Raw genomic sequence first — 25,070 nt, 5'->3', positions numbered from 1 at the left:
AAACTATTAAGGGTTTAGGTATTAGAAGGCTGAAATTCAATGTACTGATCTTTTTTAACCACGCTTAGGTTGAGTAATCCGGATAGGATCATGAACAGGTCGTCGGCGCGTTTTGCCCGGAAGTTGCCCGCAATTCGCCGTTTTGCCAGGCGGGGATCCGAAACCGTTACTTTGACGCCGAACCGTTCGTAAATCTGCTCGGCGATTTCGGCCACTGAGGTGTTATCAAAGTAAAACCAGTGATCTTTCCAGGCGACGTACGGGCGCGCACTGGGCGTCCGAGTCATCCGGTATTTCCCCGAATTAGCAATGGTCACCACATTCCCGGGACGCATGTAAAGCTGCTGGCCCTGGGGCAGATCGAGCTTCACTTTTCCTTTGTTCAGAAATACCCGCTTTCCCTTTTCCCGCGCGTAGACGACAAACTCCGTTCCGAGTACTTCGACCTGAAACCGGTCGGCGGTCTGCACTACAAACCGTTGATTCGTCACCGTATGCGTTACTTTAAATTCCCCTTCGCCTTGCAGAAAAACCTTCCGGGTATCGCGGCCAAAGCCAAAACGGGGAACGCGCAAAACGGAATTGGCATTGAGGGTCACTTCTGTACCATCGTCGAGCCGGTACTCACGGGTTTCGCCAAAAGCCGTCCGGTGCGTTTCATACAGGAGCTGAGTCCGGAAAAGATACGCCAGCGCCACACTCACCAGCACGAGCGAAGCGGCAATGCCCCAGTTTCTCCAATTTGCCCAGAAACCCGTCGATCCATTGGGCAGCATTCTCGCCCGCACGACGGACGGTTTTTGATTGGCTAAAATCTGCTGGTAACGATCCAGCGCCGTTTCGGTATCCACCGCCACCTGCCGGTGGCGGTTTTCCCATTCGTCCAGGTACTGGTAATACATCTCCTGACTGGCTTCATCGGCCAGCCAGTCGGCCAGGAGTTTCCGCTGAAAAGCCGTCGCTTTTCCGTCAAAAAAATCGAACACTATTTTTTTAAGCTGTTCGGGTTCCATACTATCTTCGAATTACGCCCGATCAATCACGGGAAGAACTAGTTTATGCAATACCTCAGAATAGGAAGATCAATATTCCCACAAGCAGGCTGATCAATCGGTGTCGTTTCAGTTCCTGACGCAACTGGCTGAGTGCTCTGCTCATTAGTTTTTCGACAGCACTTCCGCTGATCTGCATTTCCTGGGCGATTTCCGGATACTTTTTACCATCGACCCGGCTCAACAGAAAAGCCCGCTTACACTGGGGCGACAAGCCCTGAATAGCTTCTTCAATTTTCTGATGGAGTTCACTGAAATGCAGAATTTCGTCAGGTTGCTAGGCAATGGATGCATCCTGTGTGGTGAGCGTATCCAGCGGGTCTGAGGGGTGAAGTTCCCAACGGAGGTAGTTGTAAGCCCGGTACCGAACCGTTTGGTAGAGGTAAGCGCGGTACGAAGTCGTTATCCGCTCAAAAATCCGATCCTGCCAAAAAACCGTATAGACTTCGGCCACCAAATCTTCGGCAATGTCTTTAGAATAGACAAACCGTACAGCGTGGTTAACCAGATTGGCGTAATACCGCCGGAACAATAACTCACAACCCCGCTTTGGGTCCTGAACGAAAAGCTCCCGGAATATCAATTCGTCATCCGTCACAGTGCCCCGGTAGGCGGTATACCGATTGACGGAGAACCGCGGCAAATTTTCTTCATTACTTTCGTTATCGCTGAACGGTAGCTGTTGCATGTAAAACGACAATCTGTCTGGTGGTATTTAACATAGACAAGTTTGTACTTTATCACCCCACACTGATAAAAAAATATTTTTTTACTGCATCAGATCCGCAGAAGGACTAGTATCTTCGTTTTTGGATGGATCAAAGAGGGTCTCTGCTAAAGACACATGGAGAAAAACTGGCAGGAGCAAACGCTCGAAATGCTGGAGGATCAATACTGGGAAGAACCGCTGCTCGCCGACAGCCGGCACCAGAAAATTCACGCGCTCCGGCAAACCCCCTTGAACCTGTTCAGTACGGAAGATATTCGGCTGATGATCGGAAACGGTATTTCACTTTCTTACCTGATTCCGCTGGCGATCGAACGCTTAAATAAAAACCTGTTTGCCGAAGGAGATTATTACCCTGGTGACCTTTTGCAGTGTGTTCTGAACGTTGATCTAAGTTTTTGGTTGACAAATCACTCACTTTGGCAGTATATTCACCAACTTATTATAAACAATTCGTTTGAGCTGGAAGACCGGGGCATCAACACAGAACGCTTCCTGGAGCTATCCTGACCGCATCAGACGGACCGTTTATGGGTACCTGTAACGCAAAACCCAATATTCCTGAAACCTTTTGTAATTAACCTTATGACTTTTCAATCTGTAAACCGACGCACTTTTCTGACTAAGGCCGTTGCGGCCACTGCCGTCGGATTGGCTATTCCTCATATCAACTTTGGCGCGCAACCCAAAGCCGATGAGATGGTGATCGGGCACGGTTCGCACCGCTACCGCGTCGTGCCAAACTGGGGCGTGCTGGATGCCGGAAAAAATCCCGTCAACGACTGCCACGAAATGGTCGAAGACGCCAAAGGCCGGTTGATTCTGCTGACCAACGAAACCAAAAACAACGTCATTATCTACGATAAATCCGGTAAACTTCTCGAAACCTGGGGCAATAGCTATCCGGGCGGACACGGTCTGACGCTGGCCAACGAAGGGGGAGACCAAGTCCTTTTTATCTGTGATAACAACCGGCACCAAGTCATCAAAACGGACTTAAAAGGTAAAGTTCTGATGACACTTGATTATCCGAAAGAGACAGGCAAATACGCTTATCCCACGCAATTCACCCCCACCGAAACCGCCATTAACCCCGCCAACGGGGATATTTACGTGGCGGATGGCTACGGCTTGAATTACATTACCCAGTACGACGCCAAAGGCAAATACATCCGGCACTGGGGCGGCAAAGGCGAAACCAACGAAACGTTTGACTGCTGCCACGGGATCCTGGTTGATACCCGCAACAAAGCCAACCCCACTTTGCTGATCACCGACCGGCGGCACAACTGCCTGAAACGGTTTACGCTCGACGGCAAGTACCTGTCAACCATTGCCCTGCCCGGATCATACATCTGCCGCCCGGTTTTGCACGGCGACATGATTTACGGGGCGGTTTTCCGCAGCACCTCGGATGCCTACCCGAATTCGGGCTACATCCAAATTCTGGACAAAAACGACAAGGTGGTCTCAACGCCGGGTGGTTCAGCTCCGGTTTACAAAGACGGTAAACTGACGGAACAACGGAAAGACATGAGTAGCAAGGCTTTCATGCACCCGCACGATGTGCTGGTTGACAGCGATGAGAACGTGTATGTTCCGCAGTGGGCTTCCCAAAAAACATACCCGGTTAAACTACAGCGCGTTAGCTAATAATTGATTACGGAGCATATTCGCTCCGCAATTGCCCGAATCTCATTCAGGCCGGACTAAAACTCGTTTTCAGTCCGGCCTGAAGCTATTATACATTCAGTACGTCTGCTGCCCGATTGTCCCAACCAGATCCTACTCCCAGCACAAACCGTATCAATGATTAGCTTTATTCTTTTACAAGCCACCTCGCAACAACCTTCTGAGTGGGCCTTATTTTTCGGTCGGTTTCACCCGCTCATTGTTCACTTACCGATCGGTTTTCTACTGATTGCCGGTTTGCTGGAGCTGGACCGGATCACGCGTCGGCAGCGTGTTAGTTCCCACACCATTACCCTGATCCTGTTCTGGTCGGCAGTCAGCGCCACGATGGCCTGTATTTTCGGTTACCTGCTCTCCCTGGGGGGCGGTTACGATGAAACTACACTGAACTACCACATGTGGGAAGGCATCGGCGTTGCAGTTTTTGCCTGGATTGCCTGGGCCGTCAAACACGAGCGCATTGGCCCCCGAATCCGCTGGGGGCAACTGCTGTACTTTCCGGCGCTGGGAATTGGTGTTGTGCTCTTGCTGGCGGCTGGTCACGAAGGCGGTTCGCTCACCCACGGTTCGGATTTCCTGACCCAATACACGCCCGAACCGCTTCGGTCGCTGGCGGGTATTCCACCCCGGGAGCAAACCATTGAGGACATTCCCGTGATCACGGATGTGAATCAGGCCCTGGTGTATCAGCAGATTGTCAATCCCATTCTGAAAACCCGCTGCCTTCAGTGCCATAATCCGGAAAAATCAAAGGGCGATTTGCGGCTGGATAACCCCGATATGATTCGAAAAGGCAGCGAAGACGGCCCCGTTGTTGTTGCCGGAAAAGCCGATCAGAGCCGGTTGGTGAAAGTGTGCCTGTTGCCGGAAGAAGACGATGATCATATGCCGCCCAAAGGCAAACCCCAGCTGACCGACCACCAGATCGCCCTGCTGTCGTGGTGGATCAATCAGGGCGCGCCATTCGACAAAAAAGTAGCGGAACTGAAAGTTACGGACGATATCAAACCGGCGCTGGCCTCATTGGGGTCCGGTAACGCAACGGGCGGTCCGCAGGTTGCCAGTGGTCCGGCTCCCGACTCACCAGTGCTGACGATGCAACTTCCGGCCGCTGATCCCAAGGCGCTGGAAGAATTGAAGAAAACGGGTTTGTTGATCCTACCGTTGTCGAAAGAGCAGAATCAGCTGGAAGTCAGCGCCGTCAATGCCCGCGCGTTCAATGATGCCCAGGCTACGGCATTGCCAAAACTGAGCCAGCAAATTGTCTGGTTAAAACTCGGAGATACGCAAATTTCCGATGCCACACTGACGCAGGTGGCGCAGTTGAAAAACCTGCAAAAGCTGCACCTGGAACAAACCAAAGTCACCGATGCGGGGCTGAAAAACCTAAACGCTCTGCCGTATCTGGAATACCTGAACTTGTACGGAACCGCCGTTACCGACGCCGGATTGAAAGAACTGGCCGGACTAAAAAAGCTGAAAACCGTTTACCTCTGGCAAACCAAAGTGACCGACGCGGGTGTAGCCGAATTGAAGAAGGCAATCCCCAACCTGGAAATTAACATGGGGCTGGGGGAAAATTCAATTGCGCAGTTCACCAAAGCCGATTCGGCTGCTGCCGAACCCACCAAAACGAAGTAACCGAATAAGAAGTCAAAAAAGTACATTTTTTAGCAAGCAAATTGGTTTATTTCCGAAATATTTTATATAATTTTGTAGATTGTTTGCACTTTTTCCTTAAACACTTCTCTTCGTATGTGTCATTTTACCGACATACGATTTCGACCTCTGCTCCTGAGCACGACCATCGCGCTCTTCGCGGTGGCCATCTGGAGTTCATGCAGCACCAGTGTCGAAAAACCGGCAGAGCTGGTGGCGGTGGAAAGCCAGTTGCCCGAAAAGGTCGATTATAATCTGCACATCAAGCCCATTTTGTCGGACCGCTGTTTTGCCTGCCACGGGCCCGACAAGGCAAAGCAACAAGCCGGTTTACGACTGGATACACCCGAAGGAGCTTACGAAGCCTTGGCGGAAAGCGGAAAAACCGCAGTTGTGCCGGGCAATCTGGCCCAAAGCGAAGCGTATCACCGGATTGTTTCCAATGATCCGGAATACCGGATGCCGACGCCGGAATCGAATCTGGTGCTAACGAATGAAGAGAAGGCACTGCTGGTACGCTGGATTGAGCAGGGAGCTGAATACAAACCCCACTGGTCGCTGATTGCGCCAACCAAACCCGAAATACCGACGGTAAAAAACAGGCCGTGGCCTCAAAACGAGATTGACCATTTTGTGCTCAAAAAACTCGAAGAAAAAGGCCTAACGCCCAATCCCGAAGCCGACAAAGCTACCTTACTGCGCCGGGTCACGCTTGACCTGACGGGCTTGCCACCAACCGTGGCCGAAGTGGATGCTTTTCTGGCCGACACCGCCCCTACCGCTTACGAAAAAGTGGTAAACCGCTTGCTGAACAGCCCGCACTACGGCGAACGACAAGCCGCCGAATGGCTGGATGCGGCCCGTTATGCCGATACGCACGGGTATCAGGATGACGGCCTGCGGACCATGTGGCCCTACCGAAACTGGGTCATTACAGCCTTTAACAAAAACCTGCGGTTTGATAAGTTCATCACCTGGCAGCTGGCGGGCGATATGCTGCCAAATCCAACGCAAAACATGCTGCTGGCAACGGCTTTCAACCGCAATCACCAGCAAAGCCAGGAAGGTGGTATTGTGGACGAAGAATACCGTGTGGAATACGTCGCCGACCGGGTTAATACATTTGGGAAAGCGATGCTGGGCATGACGGTTGAGTGTGCCCGCTGCCACGACCATAAATACGACCCGATTTCGCAGAAAGACTATTATTCGCTGTACGCGTTTTTCAACAACAACAACGAGCGCGGCCAGATCCCGTACAACGGTGAACCCGCCCCCACCATTACGCTCACCTCCACGGCAACGGAGGCCCAATTGAACTACATCCGGAGGCAGTTGAAACCGTTGCAACCGCGCCTGAACATCAATCGACCCGAATACCAACGTGCCTTCGGACTCTGGCTGAGCCAGGCCGAGCGGAATCCGAAATCATCCATTACTGAGGGCTTGGTAGCTCATTATACCTTTGACGAAACCGATCGGCTGGATTTTAAAGCCTACGAACATTCAGAGGAAAAGAAACAGAAAGATGCCGAGCGGAAAAAGGAATTTGAGTTAAAGAAGAAAGAAGACGAACGCCGGAAAAAACTGGGCCTGCCGGAGCTGAAACAACCGGTGGTACCGAAAACCCGTGAAGAGCTCGAAAAAGATCCCCGCAACGCGTTCTGGAATCAACAGAACGACACACTTCCGGCCCGTCTGGCAGGTGATCCTGAAAGTTTGCCGTACCAGATTAAAGGCCGGGTTGGCATGGCTCGTTACCTGAAAGGCGATAGCAACATCGAACTGCCCCGCCGGGTTGGCTATTTTGAGCAGAATCAGCCGTTTACGGTTAGTGCCTGGCTCAATGTTGCCCAACCGGGCCTTGAAGGAATGCTGATGGGCAAATCGAACGGCCCATTCGACGGCAACCGGGGGTACGAAATTCTATTGCAGAAAGACGGACGGTTTAAGGTGACGATGAGCCATGTCTGGCCCGACAACTGCCTCGATGTAGAAACCGTCGGTAAAATCCGCTATAAACAATGGTTTCACCTGGCCATGACCTACGACGGGTCGGGCCGGTCGGCCGGTATCCGCTTGTATCTGGACGGCAAACCCGCTCCGTTGCGCATTGTGACCGACAACCTGCGGCACAGCATTGATCACGGACAAAACGGCAAAAACTGGACGGGATCGCCATTCCTGATTGGGCGGGTTCACGACCACTACATCAAGGATTACGCGATTGACGAGCTACGGATTTATAACCGCAACCTGACGGCGCTCGAAATCCCCGTTCTGGCCAATCAATCAGATGCGCTGACAACGGCCTTGCATACACCAGCCGCCAAACGCACCGCAACCCAACGAGCTGGCTTGTACACCTATTACGTAACCACCCACGATTCGACCTACCGTAAAGCCTTTGATGAATACCAGAAACTGCGGGAAAAAGAACTCGTGCTGTACAACAATTCCGATCAGGTGATGGTGATGAAGGAGCGGAAGTACCCCCGCAAAACCTTCCTGCTGAAACGCGGAGCCTACGATGCCCCGGGTGAAGAAGTCAAACCGGAAACGCCCGCCCAGTTGATGGCTTTCCCGGCAGACTATCCAAAAAACCGGCTGGGGCTGGCCAAATGGCTGCTGCACCCCGACAACTCCCTGTTTAGCCGCGTGATGGTCAACCGGTTCTGGCAGCAGTATTTCGGGCAGGGATTGGTCAAAAGCAGTGATGATTTCGGTAATCAGGGCAACCTGCCATCGCATCCGGAGTTGCTGGATTACCTGGCCGTCCGATTCCGGGACGGTGCAGGTTCGTCGGGTGTCTGGAACGCCAAAGCCCTGCAGAAACTGATTGTGATGTCGGCCACCTACCGCCAGTCGTCCGTAGTTGACAACAAGAAATTGGAAGCCGATCTGGACAATTCTCTGCTGTCGCGTGGCCCAAGCTACCGGATGTCGGCCGAACAGGTTCGTGATATTGCCTTGGCAGCCAGCGGCTTGATCACCGAAAAAATTGGCGGCCCCAGTGTTCATCCGTACCAACCCGCTGGTATCTGGGAAGCCCTGGCAACCCGGAACGCCATCAACTACGTACAAAACCACGGAGATAGCCTGTACCGTCGAAGCTTGTATACGGTTTGGAAACGGTCGTCTCCTCCGCCCATGATGCTCAATTTCGATGCCTCCGAACGACACACCTGCATTGTCAAGCGGCAGAAAACATCGACCCCGTTGCAAGCTCTGGTGACGCTCAACGACCCGCAGTTTGTTGAAGCCGCCCGCGTGCTGGGTCAACGGGCTTGCGGCATGGGACTCAAGAACGAACAGCTGATCAGCTACGTGTTCAAAGCGGTGACTAGCCGTCCGGCGCGACCGGCAGAAACGGCTTTGATGCAGCAACTGTACGCGGAAGAGCTGGCTGATTTCAAGAACAACCCCAAGCGGGCCACCGACTTGTTGAGTGTTGGTGAATATCCGGTTGATAAAGCCATTCCCGCTCCCGAACTGGCGGCCTGGACGGTTGTGACCAGCACCATCATGAACGTTGACGAAGCGATTATCAAACGATAAAACCTCCGCTAAATTCCGCGAAACAATTTAAAGAACTATTTCGCGGAGTCAAGCAAAGAAAATCAGAGGTTAGCAAAAATTTGAAGGTTATGCAAAACCTGGAAGACGAAATACACGATCAGTTGAGTCGCCGGAATTTTCTGGGCAAAACCAGTGCCGGCCTGGGTGCGATGGCGCTCGCATCGCTACTCAACCCGGCCAAGGCTTTGGCGGGCAGCGAAGAAAACCGTGCCCCGGGCAAACCGCATTTTTCGCCGAAAGTGAAACGGGTGATTTACCTCTTTCAAAGCGGAGCGCCCTCGCAGCTGGACCTGTTCGACTACAAGCCCCGGCTGGCAACGATGTGGGGCCAGGAGTTGCCCGAATCGGTCCGAAAAGGCCAACGGCTAACGGGTATGACCGCTGGGCAAAGCCGGTTTCCGCTGGCGGCCTCCAAATTCAATTTTGCCAAACACGGCCACAGTCAGATGTGGGTGAGCGAGTTGCTGCCGTACACCTCCCGCATTACCGACGATCTGTGTTTTATCCGGTCGATGCACACCGAGGCCATCAACCACGATCCGGCGGTGACCTTCTTTCAAACCGGTTCGCAGCAGGCCGGACGGCCTTCGTTTGGGTCCTGGGCCAGTTATGGTCTGGGTTCCGACAACCAGAATTTACCGGCGTTTGTGGTGCTGCTCTCGAAAGGCCGCGATGGCGATCAGCCACTGTACGCCAAGCTGTGGAGCAACGGTTTTCTGCCATCGGTACACCAGGGCGTGGTGTTTCGCTCCGGGCCAGATCCGGTTTATTACCTCAACAACCCGCCGGGCATCGACAAAACCAGCCGTCGGCGAATGCTTGATTACCTCGGCAAACTGCATCAGGAACAGCTTAAACAAGTGCTTGACCCGGAAATCAACAACCGGATGGCACAGTACGAAATGGCGTACCGGATGCAGACTTCCGTGCCCGAAACGCTCGATATTTCGAAAGAACCGAATTACATTTTTGACCTATACGGACCCGACTCGCGCAAACCGGGTACGTTTGCTGCCAACTGCATTCTGGCCCGCAAGCTGATCGAAAAAGACGTCAAATTTGTGCAGTTGTACCATCAAGGCTGGGATCAGCACGGGAACCTGCCCAACGACATTAAAATTCAAACCAAAAGCGTTGACCAACCGTCGGCGGCTCTAATCATGGATTTGAAACAGCGCGGATTGCTCGACGACACGCTGGTGATCTGGGGCGGGGAGTTTGGCCGGACCAATTATTCGCAGGGAAAACTGTCGAAAGAAAATTATGGCCGTGACCACCACCCACGCTGCTTCACGGTCTGGATGGCGGGTGCGGGTGTTCAAAAAAGCATGGTTTACGGCGAAACCGACGAGTTTGGTTATAATGTGATCAAAGATCCGGTCCACGTTCACGACTTTCAGGCTACGATTCTGCATTTGATGGGCATCGATCACGAAAAACTAGTTTTCAAGCACCAGGGCCGCCGGTATCGCCTGACGGATGTGCACGGAAAAGTGGTAAAACCGCTGCTGGCATAAGTTTTTTACCTTCCCAAGGCGAGAGAAGCCCACGATGAAAACCGTGGGCTTTTATTTTTACATTGACCATTCCTGGATCTCTTTCCTATCTTTGCGCCAAACTAACCTCCGTAAATGATGGCTGCTTTAGACGTTGTGAAAAACTATTACGATTGTTTTAACCGGAAAGACTGGAACGGAATGCTGGCGCTCGTTTCGCCCGACATCCGGCACGAACCCAATCAGGGCGAAGCACGCATTGGCCTTGAGCAATTCACGGCTTTTGTCCACCACATGGACGACTCTTACGACGAGAAGCTGACGGAGATGGTTTTCTTTACGGAGCCAGCTGGCAATCGCGTTGCGGTTGAATTTGTTGTCAATGGCGTTTACAAAAAAGCGGAAGACGGTTTGCCTGCGGCTACAAACCAGACCTACGTGGTACCGGCAGCCGCTTTTCTGGAAGTGGCCGACAATAAAATTACACGCGTTACTACGTATTATAACCTGCCGCTCTGGATTAAAGCCGTTTCCAAATAAACCCCGCGCCCGATGCAGTCACTTTCTTTCCTGACAAAAAGAGGCCGGGAAATCGAATCGGTATTTGACGGACTGGCGGCTTTGCGCATTACGGTTTTTCACGACTATCCGTACCTCTACGAGGGTAACGTCGAGTATGAAAAATCGTATCTGAATACCTACGCTCAGGCGGATCGTTCTTTTTTGTTTGCCGTTTACGACGGGCCCGACATGGTAGGTGCAACGACCTGCATTCCGCTATGCGATGAAACGGCCGACGTCCGAAAACCGTTTGAAGAAGCCGGTTTCAACCTCGATACCATTTTCTACTTCGGGGAAAGCATTCTCCTGCCCGAATACCGTGGACACGGGTTAGGTCACCGTTTTTTTGACGAGCGGGAAGCACACGCCCACAGCTTTGGCACTTTCCAAACGGCCTGCTTCTCTTCCGTCGAGCGGGACGAAAACCATCCGGCCAAACCGTCGGACTACCGCCCGAACGATGCATTCTGGATCAAGCGAGGGTATAAAAAAGAACCCTCGTTGCGGAGCATTATGGAATGGCCCGATCTGGGCAAATCGGTTTCTAGCCCGAAACCGATGGTGTACTGGGTGCGCAGCCTGTAAGGTTATTTTGTTGAAAATCTTTCGCTGATCCCGCTAACAATTTCTGGTTTCCGAGTCTTTACTACTAGGAACCCCCTCGATAATACCATGAACTGGACGGATTTTTGGGACAATTTCAGCCAGATTGGTCCGGAGATTGACCGCTGGCTACGACACAACCGGAGAGCTTCCGGCTGGTTGTTGCTACTGATTTCGCTTGGTGCCGGATTGCTCGTCAACCTGATCGTCACGCAGACCGTACGGCTTGTTCTCCGGCGAAAACACCCTGAAGTACTGGGGCTGTTGCGTCAATACATTCGGAATGCGTTTTACCTGTTCGTGCCTTCCCTTTTTTTCCTGATCATTACCAACCTTCAGGAACGCTCGTTTCAGCGGTTTCCGTATGCGTCAAAAACCGCTGAAATTACCTTTGTAGCGGCCACAACCTGGCTGGTTGTTCAGTTGCTGAAAGTGGCCGAACGGATCATCATTCGCCAGTACGACACAACCAATGATATTAATCTGCACCTGCGGAAGTTTGTTACCCAAATTCGGTTTGTCCGGCAGTTTGTTACCATTCTTGTGTTGGTGATTGGCTTTTCCATCCTGCTGCTGTCGTTCAACGGCGGTCGCAAAATCGGGTTGAGCTTTCTGACGTCGGCCGGGATCGCGTCGGTCGTGATCGGTTTTGCCGCTCAGCGCACCATTGCCAATTTGCTGGCCGGTATTCAGATTGCCTTTACCCAGCAGATCCGGGTTGATGACGCGGTGGTGGTTGAGAACGAATGGGGCCGGATTGAGGAAATTAACCTGACGAACGTGATTGTCCGGGTTTGGGACCGTCGGCGCCTGATTCTGCCCATCACCTATTTCATCGAAAAACCGTTTCAGAATTGGACCCGCTCCAACGCGGCAGTCCTGGGAACCGTGATGTTGTACCTGGACTACAACGTGCCCGTCGACCGGATTCGGGAGAAATTGAAAGAACTGGTGGAAAATAATCCGTTATGGGACCGGGAAGTTTGTGTGGTGCAGGTAACCGATACCCAGCCTACCTGCGTGGTTATCCGCATCCTGACATCTTCCCGCAATGCGCCCGAAAGCTTCGATTTGCGGTGTTTTGTTCGGGAGAATATTATTGCGTTTCTGCGGGACGAATACCCTGAAAGCCTGCCCAAAACCCGGTTCCAGCTGAGCGAAACGAGTCAGCCCGCCTGATTAGTTTACAGTACTTCCAGCAATAAAGTTAAATCAAACTCAACTAAATCCACGAGTAAAAAGGCTTTCAATTTGTGAGGAAGGAAGCCGTAATATTTTTTAAAAGCCGTTGTAAAATGGGTCGCATGTTTGTAACCCAACTGGCGGCCCACTTCGGCAATTTTGGCATTTCTTTCCGCCAGCATTGCTTTGGCTTTTTCCATCCTGAAATTTTGAATATACCCAAACACTGTGTCACCAAACAATTGTTTGAAGTGTTTTTTCAGATTATATTCGTTGGTACCAACTTCGCGGGATAAATCTTTTAGCGAGAATGTTTTCTCCGGGTTTTCGGTAATAATTTGGCGCACCCGATGCATTTTCTGCACCTCCTCTTCTTTTAAACGCAGAACTAAGGGCGCGTTTTTAATGCGCTCATATTGATCTATTTGAAGCGCCACTAATTCAATTACTTTGGCTTCGATGTATAACCGCTTGCTATAACCACCCAGCGAACAATGAATTATTTCCTGCAATATAACTGCGATGCGGGGCGTAATCGATAAATTATGTTCACTAAATAGGGCCGTTTTTTTTGTCTTAATAGTTTCACGAAAGCCTGAAAAGTAAGTTATCGAGTCGGGAAAGTAACTAAAAAATAACTCCGGAGAAAGGCTGATCGAAAAGAATTCCAGTTGATCAGAAACTTTAGATTCAAAATAAACGTAATCGTCAGGAAATAGTAGAATATTATGCTCCTGATCCGAGAATTTATAAACTGAGTTTTTATCAAATTTAAAACGATACGAGCTGACCGATTGAATCGAGAAAAGTAGCTGAATACACGGACTGGAAATCAATAGCTGAGACTTTATTCTTTTTTTAGGTTGAATAGTTGCGTACCAAATGTGAATACCCGCCGATATAAATTCGTAGCTCGCGCCCTCCGCATCTTCCCGCAAATACGTTTCGCTTTTTTCTACAATTTTATCCTTATCCCGTCCTAAAAAAACAGAATTTTGCCGGATCGTTTCTGTGCTATTTATAGGGCTAAGTCCATTGTTTTTAATTTCTCCCTCTCGCGTCATTAATTCTCCCGAATTCGTCATTCTGCTTTCCATTCTCTATCTACCTTTGCAGCCGTAAAGTTAATTAGACTGTGTCTAAATAAAATTAGAACCTTCTAATCCAGGATTAAAATTCAACCTATATGATTAAATCGCTATCCACGTTAATCTTCCTTATTTCACTGACCATAACGGCCTTTTCACAACGCCCGGGCGATGAGGGACGCCCAATTCGGGGCAAAGTAATTGAGCAAACGTCGGGTTCACCACTGCCAGGAACTAACATTACCATCAAGGGAACATCGCTGGGTACAACTACGGATAACAAAGGTGAATTCTTGATCCGGGCTAATCCGGGGCAAGTGCTGGTTGTTTCCTTTATTAGCTACGAAGCCCAGGAAATCGTTGTGGCCGAGAGCCCTCAACCTCTTGCAATTGCTTTGAAAGAGGATCTGAAACAATTGTCGGAGGTAGTCGTCACTGGCGCTCTGGGGATCAAACGGGCCGCCCGCGAATTTGGCGGAGGTGCTCAGGTGGTCAGCAACGAAAACCTCAATCAGGGAAAAACCGTCAATCCACTCTTTGGCCTAACGAGTAAGGTGGCGGGTTTGCGAATTAATATGTACGATAGCAAAGTCGATCCGCAAATCCAGATTACGATGCGGGGCAGCCGCTCCCTTAACCGGGCGAAAAATGCCCCAATTTATGTGGTCGATGGGATTCCGGTGCCGGATATTACGCGTTTGAACCCCAATGATATTGAAAACATTACGGTTTTGAAGGGAGCCAACGCGGCTGCCTTGTACGGTTCGGAAGGGGTTAACGGTGCGCTGATGATCACGACCAAAAGCGGAACCCGGGGGCGCGGAACCGTTCGGGTTAGCAACACCACCACTTTCTCGCAGGTCTTTATGTTGCCACCGGCACAAACAAAATTTGGACAAGGCGTCAACGGTGTCTACGATCCTACACAGGCCGAATCCTGGGGTCCGGCTTTTGATGGAACGATGAAAGATTTCGGGCCGGTGCTGCCCAGTGGCTCACGTCACCAGGTTGTGTACGCAGCACCATCGCGTGACAACCGGCTGGATTTGTTCCAAACCGGTGTAAATCTGCAAAATGATGTGTCGTTTTCGGGCGGTGACGAGAAAAACACGTATTTCTTTTCCGTTCAGGATGTTGCAATCAAAGGAATTATTCCCGAAGACGTAAGCCACCGAACCGGTGCGCGGTTCAACGGAACCCGCAAATTTGGCAAGCTGCATACGGCTTATAACGTCAACTACATTTATTTCAAGAAGAATACGACGCCCGATGGACCCTGGATTACGGCCTATTCATTGCCCGCCAATTTCGATTTCAAATCAATGAAAGACTGGCGGGATCCAGCTTCGTACGCCAACCCGAATTACTTTTTCACGGACTTACAGAAAAACCCGTACCACCAGATTGACAACATCCGCGATGTAAGCGAGCAGCAGACCATCAACGGAAAAGTGGAACTGGGTTACCAGGTAACACCCTGGTTTAGTGCAATGTACCGGATAGGCATGTTCAGCACTGCAACCCAGACCCGCAGCACGACCGGTAAATTTGAAGCCGCCGGTCGCCGGAACGTCAACGGCAGTGTCAGCGACGGCAGCAATAACTTTCAACGGCTCAACGGCGATCTGATCCTGAACTTCAACAAGCAGTTTGGCAAGTTTAGCACCCGTCTGATTCTGGGGCAGAACTTCCGCTCCGACTACACCAAAACCGCCACCATTTCGACCAGCAATTTGCTGCTGCCCGACCTGTTCAACCCCAGCACCCGGATTGGCGAGCTGAGCGGTAGTTCTTCGATCACCCAATATCGTTCGCTGGCGGGTTACGGTGAGTTTACGGGGGGATATAACAACTACCTGTTCCTGACCCTGACCGGACGCAACGAGTGGGTTTCGGTGCTGAGCAAGGAAAACCGTTCGTATTTCTACCCGGGCGTAAGCGCGTCGTTCGTCTTCAACGAAGCCATTGATGCGCTGAAAAATAGCAATGTCCTCTCATTCGGGAAGGTGTTTGCATCCTGGAACAAAACCGGTAACGTAACGCTGGAACCGTATTCGTTGAACAACCCGTACAGCCAGATCAATGGTTTTCCGTTTGGCAACGTAGTGGGTTTCACGCCCGGTGCGCGGTATCCGAACCCAAACATTCAGCCCGAATTTGTTACCTCTTACGAAGCAGGTATTCAGCTGAGTTTCCTGAACAATCGACTAAATTTTGAAGGAAGTTACGTTTTCTCGGACTCCAAAGGCCAGATCTTCAATGCAACCACTTCACGCGCGACGGGCTACAGCAGTGCTGTTGTAAACGCGGGCCGGCTGACCAATAACATTGTTGAATTGAGCCTCAACGGTGATGTAGTCCGCAACAATGGCCTGAAATGGAACGTGGGCTTCAACTTTACCCACATCAATAACCAGGTAAAAGAATTGTATGAAGGGCTTACATCGTTCAACATATTCCGGCAGTCGTACGCCAATATTGGCCAGCAGTATCCGAGCCTTCAGGTTAGTGATTACCAGCGCGACCCACAGGGCCGGGTAATCATCAATCCGACCACCGGCGAACCCCTGATTGCCACCGATCCCGTGCACCTGGGCACGATGGTGCCACCGTACCAGATGGGCCTGAGTACCAACCTGCAATTCAAAGGATTTAGTGTGGGCGCGCAGTTCGACTGGCGAATGGGTGGATGGCTTTATTCCGAAATCGTTCCCCGAATGTACACCGCCGGAACGGACCCGCGCACTGCCGAGTTTGACCGTCAGCCGTTTATTTTCCCGAATTCCGTGATTCAGAACGCCGACGGCAGCTTCACCCCGAACACAACGGTTTTATCGAAAGGAGATAAAGCGTTCTGGACCAAACAGGGCGAAATTCAAATCAACACCGCGGCCAAATCCGACTATTTCAAACTGCGGGAGTTGAATATTTCCTATGCACTGCCAGCTGCGTTGCTGGCCAGGCAGAAAGTGGTCCGCGAAGCCAGTCTTGGCTTCGTAGCCACGAACCTGTTCATTCTCCGTCACAAAGACAACCAGTACGGTGATCCGGAATACCTCTACAATAGCACGGATGGTTACCTGAGCTTCCGGCAGGTTCCGCCTTATCGCACGTACGGTTTCAATGTGAATTTAACTTTCTGAGATAGACATGAAGAAGATAGTAAAGATAGTTTTAGTGGCTGCTCTGACGGTTTCATTCAGTTCGTGCAGTGAGTTTCTGGAAGTCAACAACAATCCGAATGCCCCGGTGAGCGAAAACCTGACGCTAAGTGCCAAACTTCCGGCGGCTTTGGTCAGTACGGTTAACCAGGAAACCGGCCAGCTTAATCAGATTGGGGCCTTCTGGGCGGGTTATTGGGGGACCACCAGCGAAGGAGTCAACTTGTTCGTCGATCTGAAGTCCTACAACGGCCCTGCCATTCGTCACCAGCGCGACGGTATTCCGGTTTGGGAAAATGGGTATACGACCTTGCTCTATTACCAGCTGATGAAAGAACAGGCCCAGACCGAAGGCGCTCTGTTCTACGCCGGAATTGCGCAGATCATGCAGGGCTGGCACTTCCTGCGGTTGGTTGATATTTACAACAACCTGCCTTTTGACGACGCTTTGCAGGGGACACAGCACCCAACTCCGCGCTACGAGGACGGAAAAACCGTCTACGAAAAATCAATTAACCTGATCAGCGCCGGCATCGAAGACCTCAAAAACGCTCCCGCTGGCGTTGGTCCCGGTGCCGACGATATCCTGTTCAAAGGCAACAAGACGCTGTGGATCAAATTTGCCAATACGTTGAAATTACGGGCGCTGATTCGCCAGAGCGAAGCTGGTAACCAGCCGTATGTCACGGCTGAACTTCAGAAGATTCAGGCCGAAGGCAGCGGTTTTCTGGGCGTAGGTGAAAATGCATTCGTCCAACCCGGTTATCTGAATACGGCTTCCAAATTGAATCCGTTCTGGGAAAATTACTACCGGAATGTGCAGGGAGCCAGCACGGGCAACCACCAGGATCTACGCCCAACGGTTTTCGTTCTGGACCAGTACAAGCTCCGGAACGATCCGCGCCTGGAAACACTTTATTCGGCCGTCGGAACCGATTACAAAGGTGTTCTTTTTGGAAACCCGAACGCTGAAGCGCAGTACAACCGGGCTAACACCTCGGCCTTCAAAGGCCCGCAGGAAAATAACAACCGGCCGGGCGGTCTCTTCAAAACCGCCACGCAACCTTCGGTGCTGATGGGTTCCTTTGAAAGCCTGTTTCTGCAAGCCGAAGCAGCCCAACGCGGCTGGATCAGCGGTTCGGCCAAAACGTTCTACGAGCAGGGAATGCAGGAATCGTTTAAATACATGGAGGTACCGGCCAGCGCCTTTACCGCGTACAATGCCCAGAGCACGGTCAATTTCGATCAGGCAACGAACAAAATCGCGAGCATCATCACGCAGAAATGGCTGGCACTCAATAGCATCAGTAGTATTGAAGCCTGGAACGATTACCGCCGGTTGGGACTTCCGGCCATTCCGAACTCGCTGGATGCCCCCGCTCCGACCGCCCGCCCGCTGCGGTTGATGTATCCGGAGTCAGAGCGGCAAACCAACAATGTCGAAACGTCGAAACAAGGCAGCGACGACATGGTCAAAGACAAAGTCTGGTGGAATCCGTAAAACGCCCCCCGTTTCTGGCCGGATTCTTCGATCTGGATTTCAGTTCTCTCAAATTTACCGACCAAAGAAGAGGCTTATTTAGACTGAATCTTATTATTTTGCAAACAATTCGGACTATGCATAACGCTCAAGCACGTTGTGTCGGCCTTTCAATCTTAAGCGTAACCGTATGAAAAAACTAGTCATAGCTATTCTGATCGGCCTGAGCTTCTCCGCTCAAGCCCAGAAGAACACCCTGCTGGAACAGTCGTTCTGGCAAGAAAAACCGGATGTAAATCGGGTTAAGGCCGAAATCGAGAAAGGGAATAACCCGGCGCAGCTGAATCCAAATAGTTTTGATCCCGTCGTCATGGCGATCAATGCTCAGGCTCCCAACGAAACCATCAAGTACCTGCTGGCGCAACCGGGCAATGATGTCAATAAGCTTACCCATGATAGCCGGATTTACCTGCATTGGGCAGCTAGCCGGGGCAATGTTGAACTGATGGAATACCTGCTGGCGAAAGGCTCCAAAACCAACGTGGAGGACAGCCACGGAATGACCGTATTGAATTTTGCCGCAGCGGGTGGGCAACCCAATACGCAGGTGTATGAGCTGTGTCTTCGAAACGGCGCTGATTTAAAGAAAAATCTGAATCACGACGGTGCCAATGCGCTCCTGATTGCGGTGGCCAACGACAAAGACCTGAAGCTGACAGATTATTTCGTCTCGAAAGGCCTTGATCTGAAAAGCACGGATGCGGCTGGCAACAACGCGTTTAGTTACGCGGCCCGGGGTGGTAATCTTGACATCCTCAAGGCGTTGCTGCAAAAAGGAGTTCCTGCCACCGACCATGCCATGATCATGGCGAGTCAGGGAGGCCGCCGGGGAGCCAACTCCATTGAGGTGTTTCAGTACCTGGAAAGCCTGAAGCTGAAACCAACGGCAATCAGCAAGACCGGAGAAAACGCGCTGCACGCTATTGTTCGCCGACCCAAGCAGAACGAAATCATTCAGTATTTTCTGGCCAAAGGCGTTGATGTGAATCAGGCTGATGAGGAAGGCAATACGGTTTTTATGAACGCGGCTGCGTTTAACCGGGATCTGGCCGTGCTGGAAATGCTTCAACCGAAGGTAAAAAACATTAACCAGAGCAACCAGAAAGGCGCAACGGCGCTTTCTATGGCTGTACGGAGTAATTCGCCCGAGGTGGTGAGCTATTTGCTGAACAAAGGAGCCGATGTGAAAGTAACCGACAAAAGCGGTGACAACCTGACGGCTTACCTGATTCAATCGTACAATTCGAACAGCGGCCCACGTCCAGGCGGAGAATCGCAGGCCGAGGCTTTTGATGCCAAGCTAAAACTGCTTCAAGATAAAGGCCTTGATGTAAAAGCTCCGCAGAAAAACGGCAATACACTGTACCATCTGGCGGTGGCGAAAAATGATCTTGCGCTGGTGAAACGGCTGGAACCGCTAAAAGTCGACGTGAATGCCCGCAACAAAGAGGGTATCACTCCGCTGCACAAAGCAGCTATGGTCTCGAAAGACGACGCGATGATGAAATACCTGCTGTCGATTGGTGCCAAGAAAGACATCCCGACCAGCTTTAAAGAAACCGCTTTTGATCTGGCCAGCGAAAATGAATCCCTGACAAAAAACAACGTATCCGTTAACTTTTTGAAATAGTCTATGACTTATTTGCCCAAAATTGGCGCTCTGATCCTGGCTTTGGCATTAGCCTGCTCTTCGGCTATAATGGCTCAAAAACCCGGTACGACCAACTATAAATGCATGATCCAGATGACCAACTACATGGGGGAAGAAGCGTACATTGCCGTTTCGCTCATAAACGGGAAAGGCACCTACGAGAAAACCCTGTATGTACTCGGTTCCGACAAAAAATGGTATCCGGACGTTAAGGAATGGTACAAGGCACTGGGCAAAAAAACGCCCAACATCAGCGCCATCACCGGCGCATCGGTGGCCGGCGGAGATCGTAGCGTTATTGTGCTGGAAATCGACAATTCGAAACTCAACAAGGACTACAAACTGCGGTTTGAAAGCTCCGTTGAGGATAAGGAAGATTACCCAAAAGATCTTGAGATTCCGCTGACGACAGAAGGGCTTTCCGCCAAGAGTGAAGGTACGGGTTACATTCGCTACGTCCGCTTCAGCCCCAATTAACAGCGGTAATTTATGACCATTTCTGTTTGGAGATACAGCCACCTGGCGTTGGCTGTATCTTCTTTTCTTTTATTGACCTTAGCATCGGTAACGGGGGTTATTCTGGCGTTCGAACCCGTATCGCAGAAAAGTCAGCCTTACCGGGCCGATGCTGTTGGTCGGCTCACGCTGGCGCAGACATTGCCCGTTCTGCACAAAACCTATTCCGAAATAACGGAACTCAGTGTCGACGCCAATCAGTTTGTGCAGATCAAAGGCAGTGATGCCAACGGCAAAAACCTAACGGCTTACATTGATCCACAAACAGGCCAAATTCTGGGTTTCCCGACCGAACAAAACGAGTTTTTTCAGTGGGTCACGGCCCTGCACCGCTCCCTGTTTCTGCACGAAGCCGGACGGTTTTTTATTGGCCTGACGGCCTTTCTGCTCCTGCTGATTACGGTTTCCGGCACCATGCTGATTATCCAGCGCCAACGGGGTCTCCGGCGTTTTTTTACCCGGATTGTCCGCGACAATTTTGCGCAGTATTACCACGTGGTACTGGGGCGGTTATCGCTGATTCCGATTTTTATCGTTGCTCTTTCGGGAACCTACCTCTCCATGGCCCGCTTCGGTCTGGTCGGAACGGAGAAAGTTTCTCCCCAAATTGATTTCGACGCGATCCAGTCGCAGCCCCTGCGCAAACCGGCGGACTTCGTGGTGTTTCAGCACACGCAGCTGGCGGATGTTCGGAGCATCGAATTTCCGTTTTCGGAAGACGTTGAAGATTACTACACGCTGAAACTCAAGGACCGCGAACTGACGGTTAATCAGGTTACGGGCGACATCCTGAGCGAAAACCGCTACCCGATTGCGGTATTGCTCACCAACCTGAGCCTGGATTTGCATACAGGCCGGACAAGCAGTTTATGGGCCATTATCCTGGCGGTAGCATCCGGAAATATTCTTTTCTTCATTTATTCCGGTTTTGCCATTACCTGGAAACGGCGGGCAAATCGGGTAAAAAATAAGTATACTGCCGACGAAAGCCGGTTTATTATCCTTGTCGGCTCCGAAAACGGGAGCACCTTTCGCTTTGGCCAGGCAATTCACCAGCAATTGATTAAGCAAGGCGAAAAGTCTTATCTGACCGAATTAAATAATTATACGGTGTTTCCTAAAGCGGAGCACCTGATTGCCCTGACCGCGACCTACGGACTTGGCGATGCGCCGACCAATGCCGCCCGCTTTGCGGCCCAGTTGGAAAAACACCCGCAACCAAACCCCGTTCGTTATTCTGTACTCGGTTTTGGATCTCATGCGTACCCCGATTTCTGCAAATTCGCCTTCGAGTTGAACCAGATGCTTTCCCACCAAAAATGGGCGGTTCCGCTGGTTGACATTCATACGGTCAATGATAAATCGCCCGATGAATTCAGCTTATGGGCCGAAGCCTGGTCGCAGCAGGCAAATCTCCCCCTTACGGTTTTGCCCGAACTGCGGCAGGCTCAAACAACCCGCTTTGAATCGTTATCAGTAGCCGACACGACGCCACTCGTTCATACCGATACGTTTTTAATCCGTTTGCAGGGCAAGCGAAAACTGCGGGTGACATCGGGCGATTTGCTGGCCATTTACCCGGAAAACGATCACCGCGAACGGTTGTATTCCATCGGTGTGGTCGAAAAAGAACTCCAGTTGAGCGTCAGGCTGCACCCGGGCGGGCTGGGTTCCGGTTTTTTACACCGACTGAAACCCGGCGAAACCATTCGCGCCCGAATCGTTGAGAATACCCACTTTCATTTTCCCAAAAAGGCACCGGTCGTCGTCATGATTTCCAATGGTACCGGCGTTGCGCCCTTTTTGGGCATGATCAATCAAAATGGCAAAAAAACACCCTGCCATTTGTACGGCGGTTTCCGGGATCAGCAGTCGTTTGAGATCTATCAGCGGTTTTTAGAGGAATCGAAATCGGCCCAGAAGCTGAAGCAGTTGCACATCGCCTTTTCGCGGGAAGGGGAAAAACAGTACGTCAGTAACCTGATCGCCCGGGATGCCGATTTTATTGGAAACGTACTGGCCAGTCAAGGCGTCCTGATGATTTGCGGCTCTCTTTCGATGCAAAAAGATGTCCTCGAATTACTGGAAACGATTTGCCAAACCCAACTGAACAACGGGGTAAGCTTCTACCAATCACGCAACCAGGTCTTGATGGACTGCTATTAGGGAAGGCGGTATTGAGTAACATCCAGGTTTTGGGACGAAAAAATCCGGCCTTCGTCCGTGATCAGAATGCAGCTATAATCCGGATGCTGATTGAGTAATTTCAGTCCGGCTTCTTTCCCCATCACCATCAGCGACGTGCTGAATCCATTGGCCGTTTCGGCACTGGGGCCAAATACCGTTACGCTACAAACGCCCGTTGCCGGATAACCGGTGACGGGATTAATAATATGTGAATAGCGCTTGCCGTTGAATTCCACGAACTTTTGGTAACTTCCGGAAGTCACTACGGCGCTCTGTTTCAATGGCACAATAGCGAATACAGTATCTTTCTGCATGGGATTGGTAACGCCGATGGTCCAGTCACTCCCGTCCGGCTGTTTTCCCCAGGTGCTCATATCACCAGACCCGTTGACGATTCCGGCTTTAATTCCTCTGGCCAGCATCATTTCGCGGCAGCGGTCGGCAGCATACCCTTCGCCCAGCGCGCCAAACCCAATCTTCATCCCTTTCCGCTTCAGGAAAATAGTAGACTGCGCCCGATCCAGTATGATATCCCGAAACCCCACCTTCTCAACGGATTTTTTCACCGCCTGTGGACTGGGCATTTCCGTCATCGAGCCATCAAACTGCCAGATTCGATCCATCGCGGCAAAGCTGATGTCAAAAGCCCCATTTGTAATTTGAGAGAACCGGAGTGCCCGTTCGGTTAAGGAGAACACTTCGGGATCAACCCGGACGGGCCTAATACCGGCGCTTCTATTGACCTCCGAAATTTGGGAATCATCTTTCCAGTCAGAAATTAACTTCTCAATCCGCGTTACTTCGCCAATCACCGCATCGATATTTTGTTCAGCCGATAAGGTATCGCTGGCAACAATGGTAATATCAAACCGGCTGCCCATTAACCTGACGGTTCTCTTTCGCAACACTTGGGCTGCGGCACTGAACTGCAATAAAATCAGCATTAAAACTAAGGCTTGTTTCATCCCGTAAAATTACAAAAAAGGGCGCCGTCGGCGCCCTTTTTCCATTGCTTCCATTGATGAGCTATTAAACCGCGACGGTTTTGCCCGGCACGGCGATTGGATAAAAACCGTCGGCCTGCGGCAGAATTTTCGGCTTCGCATCCCAGGATAGTTTTTCCGGGAACAGATCGATGTTCGAGTTCAGAGCCTCATCCCATTTCACCATTTTGCCCGAATACGTTGCCATCCGGCCCATAATAGCCGTAAGCGTACTTTTCGCGCCGTTTTCAGCATCCCAGAATTTGTATTCATTTTTGGCAATTGCCGCAAACAATTCGTCATGCTCGATCTGGTATGGATCGCCGTCGCCTTTGCCGTTGTGCGTGTAAATCGAATTGCCTTTGTAGTCTTTCAGGATGCTTTGTCGCCCGAAGGAATCGACCCGGCCCTTCGTACCGACGAACTGCTCGTCCACTTTGCTGAAGGTTCCTTCGTAGTGGCGGCACTGGCTGTTGATCAGCGTTCCATCTTCGTAGACATAATCCACAATATGGTGGTCAAAAATTTCGCCGTATTCCTTGCCGGTGCGGACCTGCCGTCCACCCGTTCCCTGTGCCGAAACCGGGTAGCCTTTTTTCACCCAGTTGGCCACATCAATGTTGTGAATATGCTGTTCATTGATGTGATCCCCGCAGAGCCAGTTGAAATAATACCAGTTCCGCATCTGGTGCTCCATCTCGGTCTGGTTGGCCTGACGTGGTTTTACCCAGACGCCCCCGCTCACCCAGTATACCGATCCGCCCACGATATCGCCCAGGGCGCCGTCGTGGATGCGTTTGATCATTTCGCGGTAGTTCGGCTGATAATGCCGTTGCAACCCCACCACCACGTTCAGTTTTTTCTTCTTGGCCTCTTCCGCAGCTGCCAGCACCCGGCGAACACCCGGCGCATCGGTAGCAACCGGTTTTTCCATAAAGATGTGTTTGCCCTGCTTCACGGCTTCTTCAAACATCATTGGCCGGAAACCCGGAGGAGTTGCCAAGATGACCACATCCGCCAACGGAATGGCTTTTTGATACGCATCAAAACCCACAAACTTGCGTTCTTCCGGCACATCAACGCGCTTGGCCAGCTCTGGATTTTGATTTAAGGTTTTATACGCGTCGTCCAGCCGGTCACGGAATGCATCGGCAATCGCCACGATTTTAACATTCTGCTTGCTTTTCAGTGCCTGAAGAGCAGCACCTTTTCCGCGACCACCACACCCAATGAGCGCCACTTTGATGGCATCATCGGCGGAGGTATGAAAACCATAGGAAGATGCAAAAGAAGGCAGGGTCGTCAATAGGGCTCCACCCGTGAGCAAGCCGGATTGTTTCAGAAAATTCCGACGGTTTGACTCGTTTGACATAAAGAACAAGGTTTAGAAATA

19 protein-coding genes are annotated in these 25,070 nt (G+C 51.2%); 13 read left to right on the top strand and 6 right to left on the bottom strand.

Features of this window, described 5'->3' with window-relative positions; all coding sequences use genetic code 11:
- Positions 1-14: 14 nt before the first annotated feature.
- The 3 genes from ACYVH9_RS01970 to ACYVH9_RS01960 are packed head-to-tail and all read right to left on the bottom strand — an operon-like array spanning position 15 to position 1,740.
- On the bottom strand, positions 15-1,013 hold the full coding sequence (locus ACYVH9_RS01970) for a FecR family protein (RefSeq protein ID WP_460634608.1): 999 nt from the start codon (positions 1,011-1,013) through the stop codon (positions 15-17).
- Between the two features lie 55 nt (positions 1,014-1,068).
- A complete protein-coding gene (locus tag ACYVH9_RS01965) occupies positions 1,069-1,314 on the bottom strand; it encodes a sigma-70 family RNA polymerase sigma factor (RefSeq protein WP_460636435.1) in 246 nt (81 codons plus the stop codon).
- 15 nt (positions 1,315-1,329) lie between these two features.
- Positions 1,330-1,740 carry a sigma factor gene (locus tag ACYVH9_RS01960; RefSeq protein ID WP_460634607.1) on the bottom strand — a complete coding sequence of 137 codons (411 nt, stop codon included), beginning with the start codon at positions 1,738-1,740 and terminating at the stop codon, positions 1,330-1,332.
- Positions 1,741-1,896: 156 nt separating this feature from the next.
- On the opposite strand from ACYVH9_RS01960, the gene ACYVH9_RS01955 reads away from it, so the two are divergent.
- From ACYVH9_RS01955 to ACYVH9_RS01920, 8 genes are all read left to right on the top strand, one after another.
- The gene (locus ACYVH9_RS01955; RefSeq protein ID WP_460634606.1) at positions 1,897-2,289 is read left to right on the top strand and encodes a contact-dependent growth inhibition system immunity protein; all 393 of its coding nucleotides are present in this window, start codon (positions 1,897-1,899) and stop codon (positions 2,287-2,289) included.
- Positions 2,290-2,364: 75 nt separating this feature from the next.
- Positions 2,365-3,432 carry an NHL repeat-containing protein gene (locus ACYVH9_RS01950; RefSeq protein WP_460634605.1) on the top strand — a complete coding sequence of 356 codons (1,068 nt, stop codon included), beginning with the start codon at positions 2,365-2,367 and terminating at the stop codon, positions 3,430-3,432.
- A 156-nt stretch (positions 3,433-3,588) separates the two neighbouring features.
- Complete coding sequence (locus ACYVH9_RS01945; protein WP_460634604.1) at positions 3,589-5,112, top strand: c-type cytochrome domain-containing protein; 1,524 nt, start codon at positions 3,589-3,591, stop codon at positions 5,110-5,112.
- Positions 5,113-5,226: 114 nt separating this feature from the next.
- Complete coding sequence (locus ACYVH9_RS01940) at positions 5,227-8,688, top strand: DUF1553 domain-containing protein (protein ID WP_460634603.1); 3,462 nt, start codon at positions 5,227-5,229, stop codon at positions 8,686-8,688.
- An 89-nt stretch (positions 8,689-8,777) separates the two neighbouring features.
- Entirely contained in the window at positions 8,778-10,226 is a 1,449-nt protein-coding gene (locus ACYVH9_RS01935; RefSeq protein WP_460634602.1) for a DUF1501 domain-containing protein, read from the top strand.
- 117 nt (positions 10,227-10,343) lie between these two features.
- Complete coding sequence (locus ACYVH9_RS01930; protein ID WP_460634601.1) at positions 10,344-10,745, top strand: nuclear transport factor 2 family protein; 402 nt, start codon at positions 10,344-10,346, stop codon at positions 10,743-10,745.
- A 12-nt stretch (positions 10,746-10,757) separates the two neighbouring features.
- On the top strand, positions 10,758-11,351 hold the full coding sequence (locus ACYVH9_RS01925; protein ID WP_460634600.1) for a GNAT family N-acetyltransferase: 594 nt from the start codon (positions 10,758-10,760) through the stop codon (positions 11,349-11,351).
- A gap of 87 nt (positions 11,352-11,438) precedes the next feature.
- Entirely contained in the window at positions 11,439-12,548 is a 1,110-nt protein-coding gene (locus tag ACYVH9_RS01920) for a mechanosensitive ion channel family protein (protein ID WP_460634599.1), read from the top strand.
- A gap of 5 nt (positions 12,549-12,553) precedes the next feature.
- On the opposite strand, the gene ACYVH9_RS01915 is transcribed toward ACYVH9_RS01920, so the two are convergent.
- Positions 12,554-13,648 (bottom strand): helix-turn-helix domain-containing protein, encoded by a 1,095-nt coding sequence (locus ACYVH9_RS01915; protein WP_460634598.1) that lies wholly within the window; start codon positions 13,646-13,648, stop codon positions 12,554-12,556.
- An 89-nt stretch (positions 13,649-13,737) separates the two neighbouring features.
- Between ACYVH9_RS01915 and ACYVH9_RS01910 the strand changes: the two genes are divergently transcribed.
- The 5 genes from ACYVH9_RS01910 to ACYVH9_RS01890 all read left to right on the top strand — a co-directional run bounded on the left by ACYVH9_RS01910 (position 13,738) and on the right by ACYVH9_RS01890 (position 22,673).
- Positions 13,738-16,782, top strand: coding sequence for a SusC/RagA family TonB-linked outer membrane protein (locus ACYVH9_RS01910; protein ID WP_460634597.1), 3,045 nt, complete (start codon positions 13,738-13,740; stop codon positions 16,780-16,782).
- A gap of 7 nt (positions 16,783-16,789) precedes the next feature.
- Positions 16,790-18,301: a SusD/RagB family nutrient-binding outer membrane lipoprotein gene (locus ACYVH9_RS01905; protein WP_460634596.1), complete on the top strand. Its 1,512-nt coding sequence runs from the start codon at positions 16,790-16,792 to the stop codon at positions 18,299-18,301.
- Positions 18,302-18,470: 169 nt separating this feature from the next.
- Entirely contained in the window at positions 18,471-19,970 is a 1,500-nt protein-coding gene (locus ACYVH9_RS01900) for an ankyrin repeat domain-containing protein (RefSeq protein ID WP_460634595.1), read from the top strand.
- A 3-nt stretch (positions 19,971-19,973) separates the two neighbouring features.
- On the top strand, positions 19,974-20,468 hold the full coding sequence (locus ACYVH9_RS01895; RefSeq protein ID WP_460634594.1) for a DUF2271 domain-containing protein: 495 nt from the start codon (positions 19,974-19,976) through the stop codon (positions 20,466-20,468).
- 12 nt (positions 20,469-20,480) lie between these two features.
- A complete protein-coding gene (locus tag ACYVH9_RS01890; RefSeq protein WP_460634593.1) occupies positions 20,481-22,673 on the top strand; it encodes a PepSY domain-containing protein in 2,193 nt (730 codons plus the stop codon).
- Here the strand turns inward: ACYVH9_RS01890 and ACYVH9_RS01885 are convergent.
- Together ACYVH9_RS01885 and ACYVH9_RS01880 are read right to left on the bottom strand one after the other, a co-directional pair.
- Complete coding sequence (locus ACYVH9_RS01885; RefSeq protein WP_460634592.1) at positions 22,670-23,659, bottom strand: FAD:protein FMN transferase; 990 nt, start codon at positions 23,657-23,659, stop codon at positions 22,670-22,672. The genes ACYVH9_RS01890 and ACYVH9_RS01885 overlap by 4 nt on opposite strands.
- 64 nt (positions 23,660-23,723) lie before the next feature.
- A complete protein-coding gene (locus ACYVH9_RS01880; RefSeq protein WP_460634591.1) occupies positions 23,724-25,049 on the bottom strand; it encodes a Gfo/Idh/MocA family protein in 1,326 nt (441 codons plus the stop codon).
- Positions 25,050-25,070 lie beyond the last annotated feature (21 nt).

The sequence above is a fragment of the Larkinella harenae genome (assembly GCF_054780515.1).
The sequence above is the reverse complement of the archived record's forward strand: the minus strand, read 5'-3'. Positions and strand labels throughout refer to the sequence as shown.

Excerpts from the sequence above, each read along its gene's own strand:
- ACYVH9_RS01970 (WP_460634608.1), bottom strand. The coding sequence starts at position 1,013 with ATGGAACCCGAACAGCTTAAAAAAATAGTGTTCGATTTTTTTGACGGA.
- ACYVH9_RS01960 (WP_460634607.1), bottom strand. The coding sequence starts at position 1,740 with ATGCAACAGCTACCGTTCAGCGATAACGAAAGTAATGAAGAAAATTTG.
- ACYVH9_RS01955 (WP_460634606.1), top strand. The coding sequence starts at position 1,897 with ATGGAGAAAAACTGGCAGGAGCAAACGCTCGAAATGCTGGAGGATCAA.
- ACYVH9_RS01950 (WP_460634605.1), top strand. The coding sequence starts at position 2,365 with ATGACTTTTCAATCTGTAAACCGACGCACTTTTCTGACTAAGGCCGTT.
- ACYVH9_RS01945 (WP_460634604.1), top strand. The coding sequence starts at position 3,589 with ATGATTAGCTTTATTCTTTTACAAGCCACCTCGCAACAACCTTCTGAG.
- ACYVH9_RS01940 (WP_460634603.1), top strand. The coding sequence starts at position 5,227 with ATGTGTCATTTTACCGACATACGATTTCGACCTCTGCTCCTGAGCACG.
- ACYVH9_RS01935 (WP_460634602.1), top strand. The coding sequence starts at position 8,778 with ATGCAAAACCTGGAAGACGAAATACACGATCAGTTGAGTCGCCGGAAT.
- ACYVH9_RS01930 (WP_460634601.1), top strand. The coding sequence starts at position 10,344 with ATGGCTGCTTTAGACGTTGTGAAAAACTATTACGATTGTTTTAACCGG.
- ACYVH9_RS01925 (WP_460634600.1), top strand. The coding sequence starts at position 10,758 with ATGCAGTCACTTTCTTTCCTGACAAAAAGAGGCCGGGAAATCGAATCG.
- ACYVH9_RS01920 (WP_460634599.1), top strand. The coding sequence starts at position 11,439 with ATGAACTGGACGGATTTTTGGGACAATTTCAGCCAGATTGGTCCGGAG.
- ACYVH9_RS01915 (WP_460634598.1), bottom strand. The coding sequence starts at position 13,648 with ATGGAAAGCAGAATGACGAATTCGGGAGAATTAATGACGCGAGAGGGA.
- ACYVH9_RS01910 (WP_460634597.1), top strand. The coding sequence starts at position 13,738 with ATGATTAAATCGCTATCCACGTTAATCTTCCTTATTTCACTGACCATA.
- ACYVH9_RS01905 (WP_460634596.1), top strand. The coding sequence starts at position 16,790 with ATGAAGAAGATAGTAAAGATAGTTTTAGTGGCTGCTCTGACGGTTTCA.
- ACYVH9_RS01900 (WP_460634595.1), top strand. The coding sequence starts at position 18,471 with ATGAAAAAACTAGTCATAGCTATTCTGATCGGCCTGAGCTTCTCCGCT.
- ACYVH9_RS01895 (WP_460634594.1), top strand. The coding sequence starts at position 19,974 with ATGACTTATTTGCCCAAAATTGGCGCTCTGATCCTGGCTTTGGCATTA.
- ACYVH9_RS01890 (WP_460634593.1), top strand. The coding sequence starts at position 20,481 with ATGACCATTTCTGTTTGGAGATACAGCCACCTGGCGTTGGCTGTATCT.
- ACYVH9_RS01885 (WP_460634592.1), bottom strand. The coding sequence starts at position 23,659 with ATGAAACAAGCCTTAGTTTTAATGCTGATTTTATTGCAGTTCAGTGCC.
- ACYVH9_RS01880 (WP_460634591.1), bottom strand. The coding sequence starts at position 25,049 with ATGTCAAACGAGTCAAACCGTCGGAATTTTCTGAAACAATCCGGCTTG.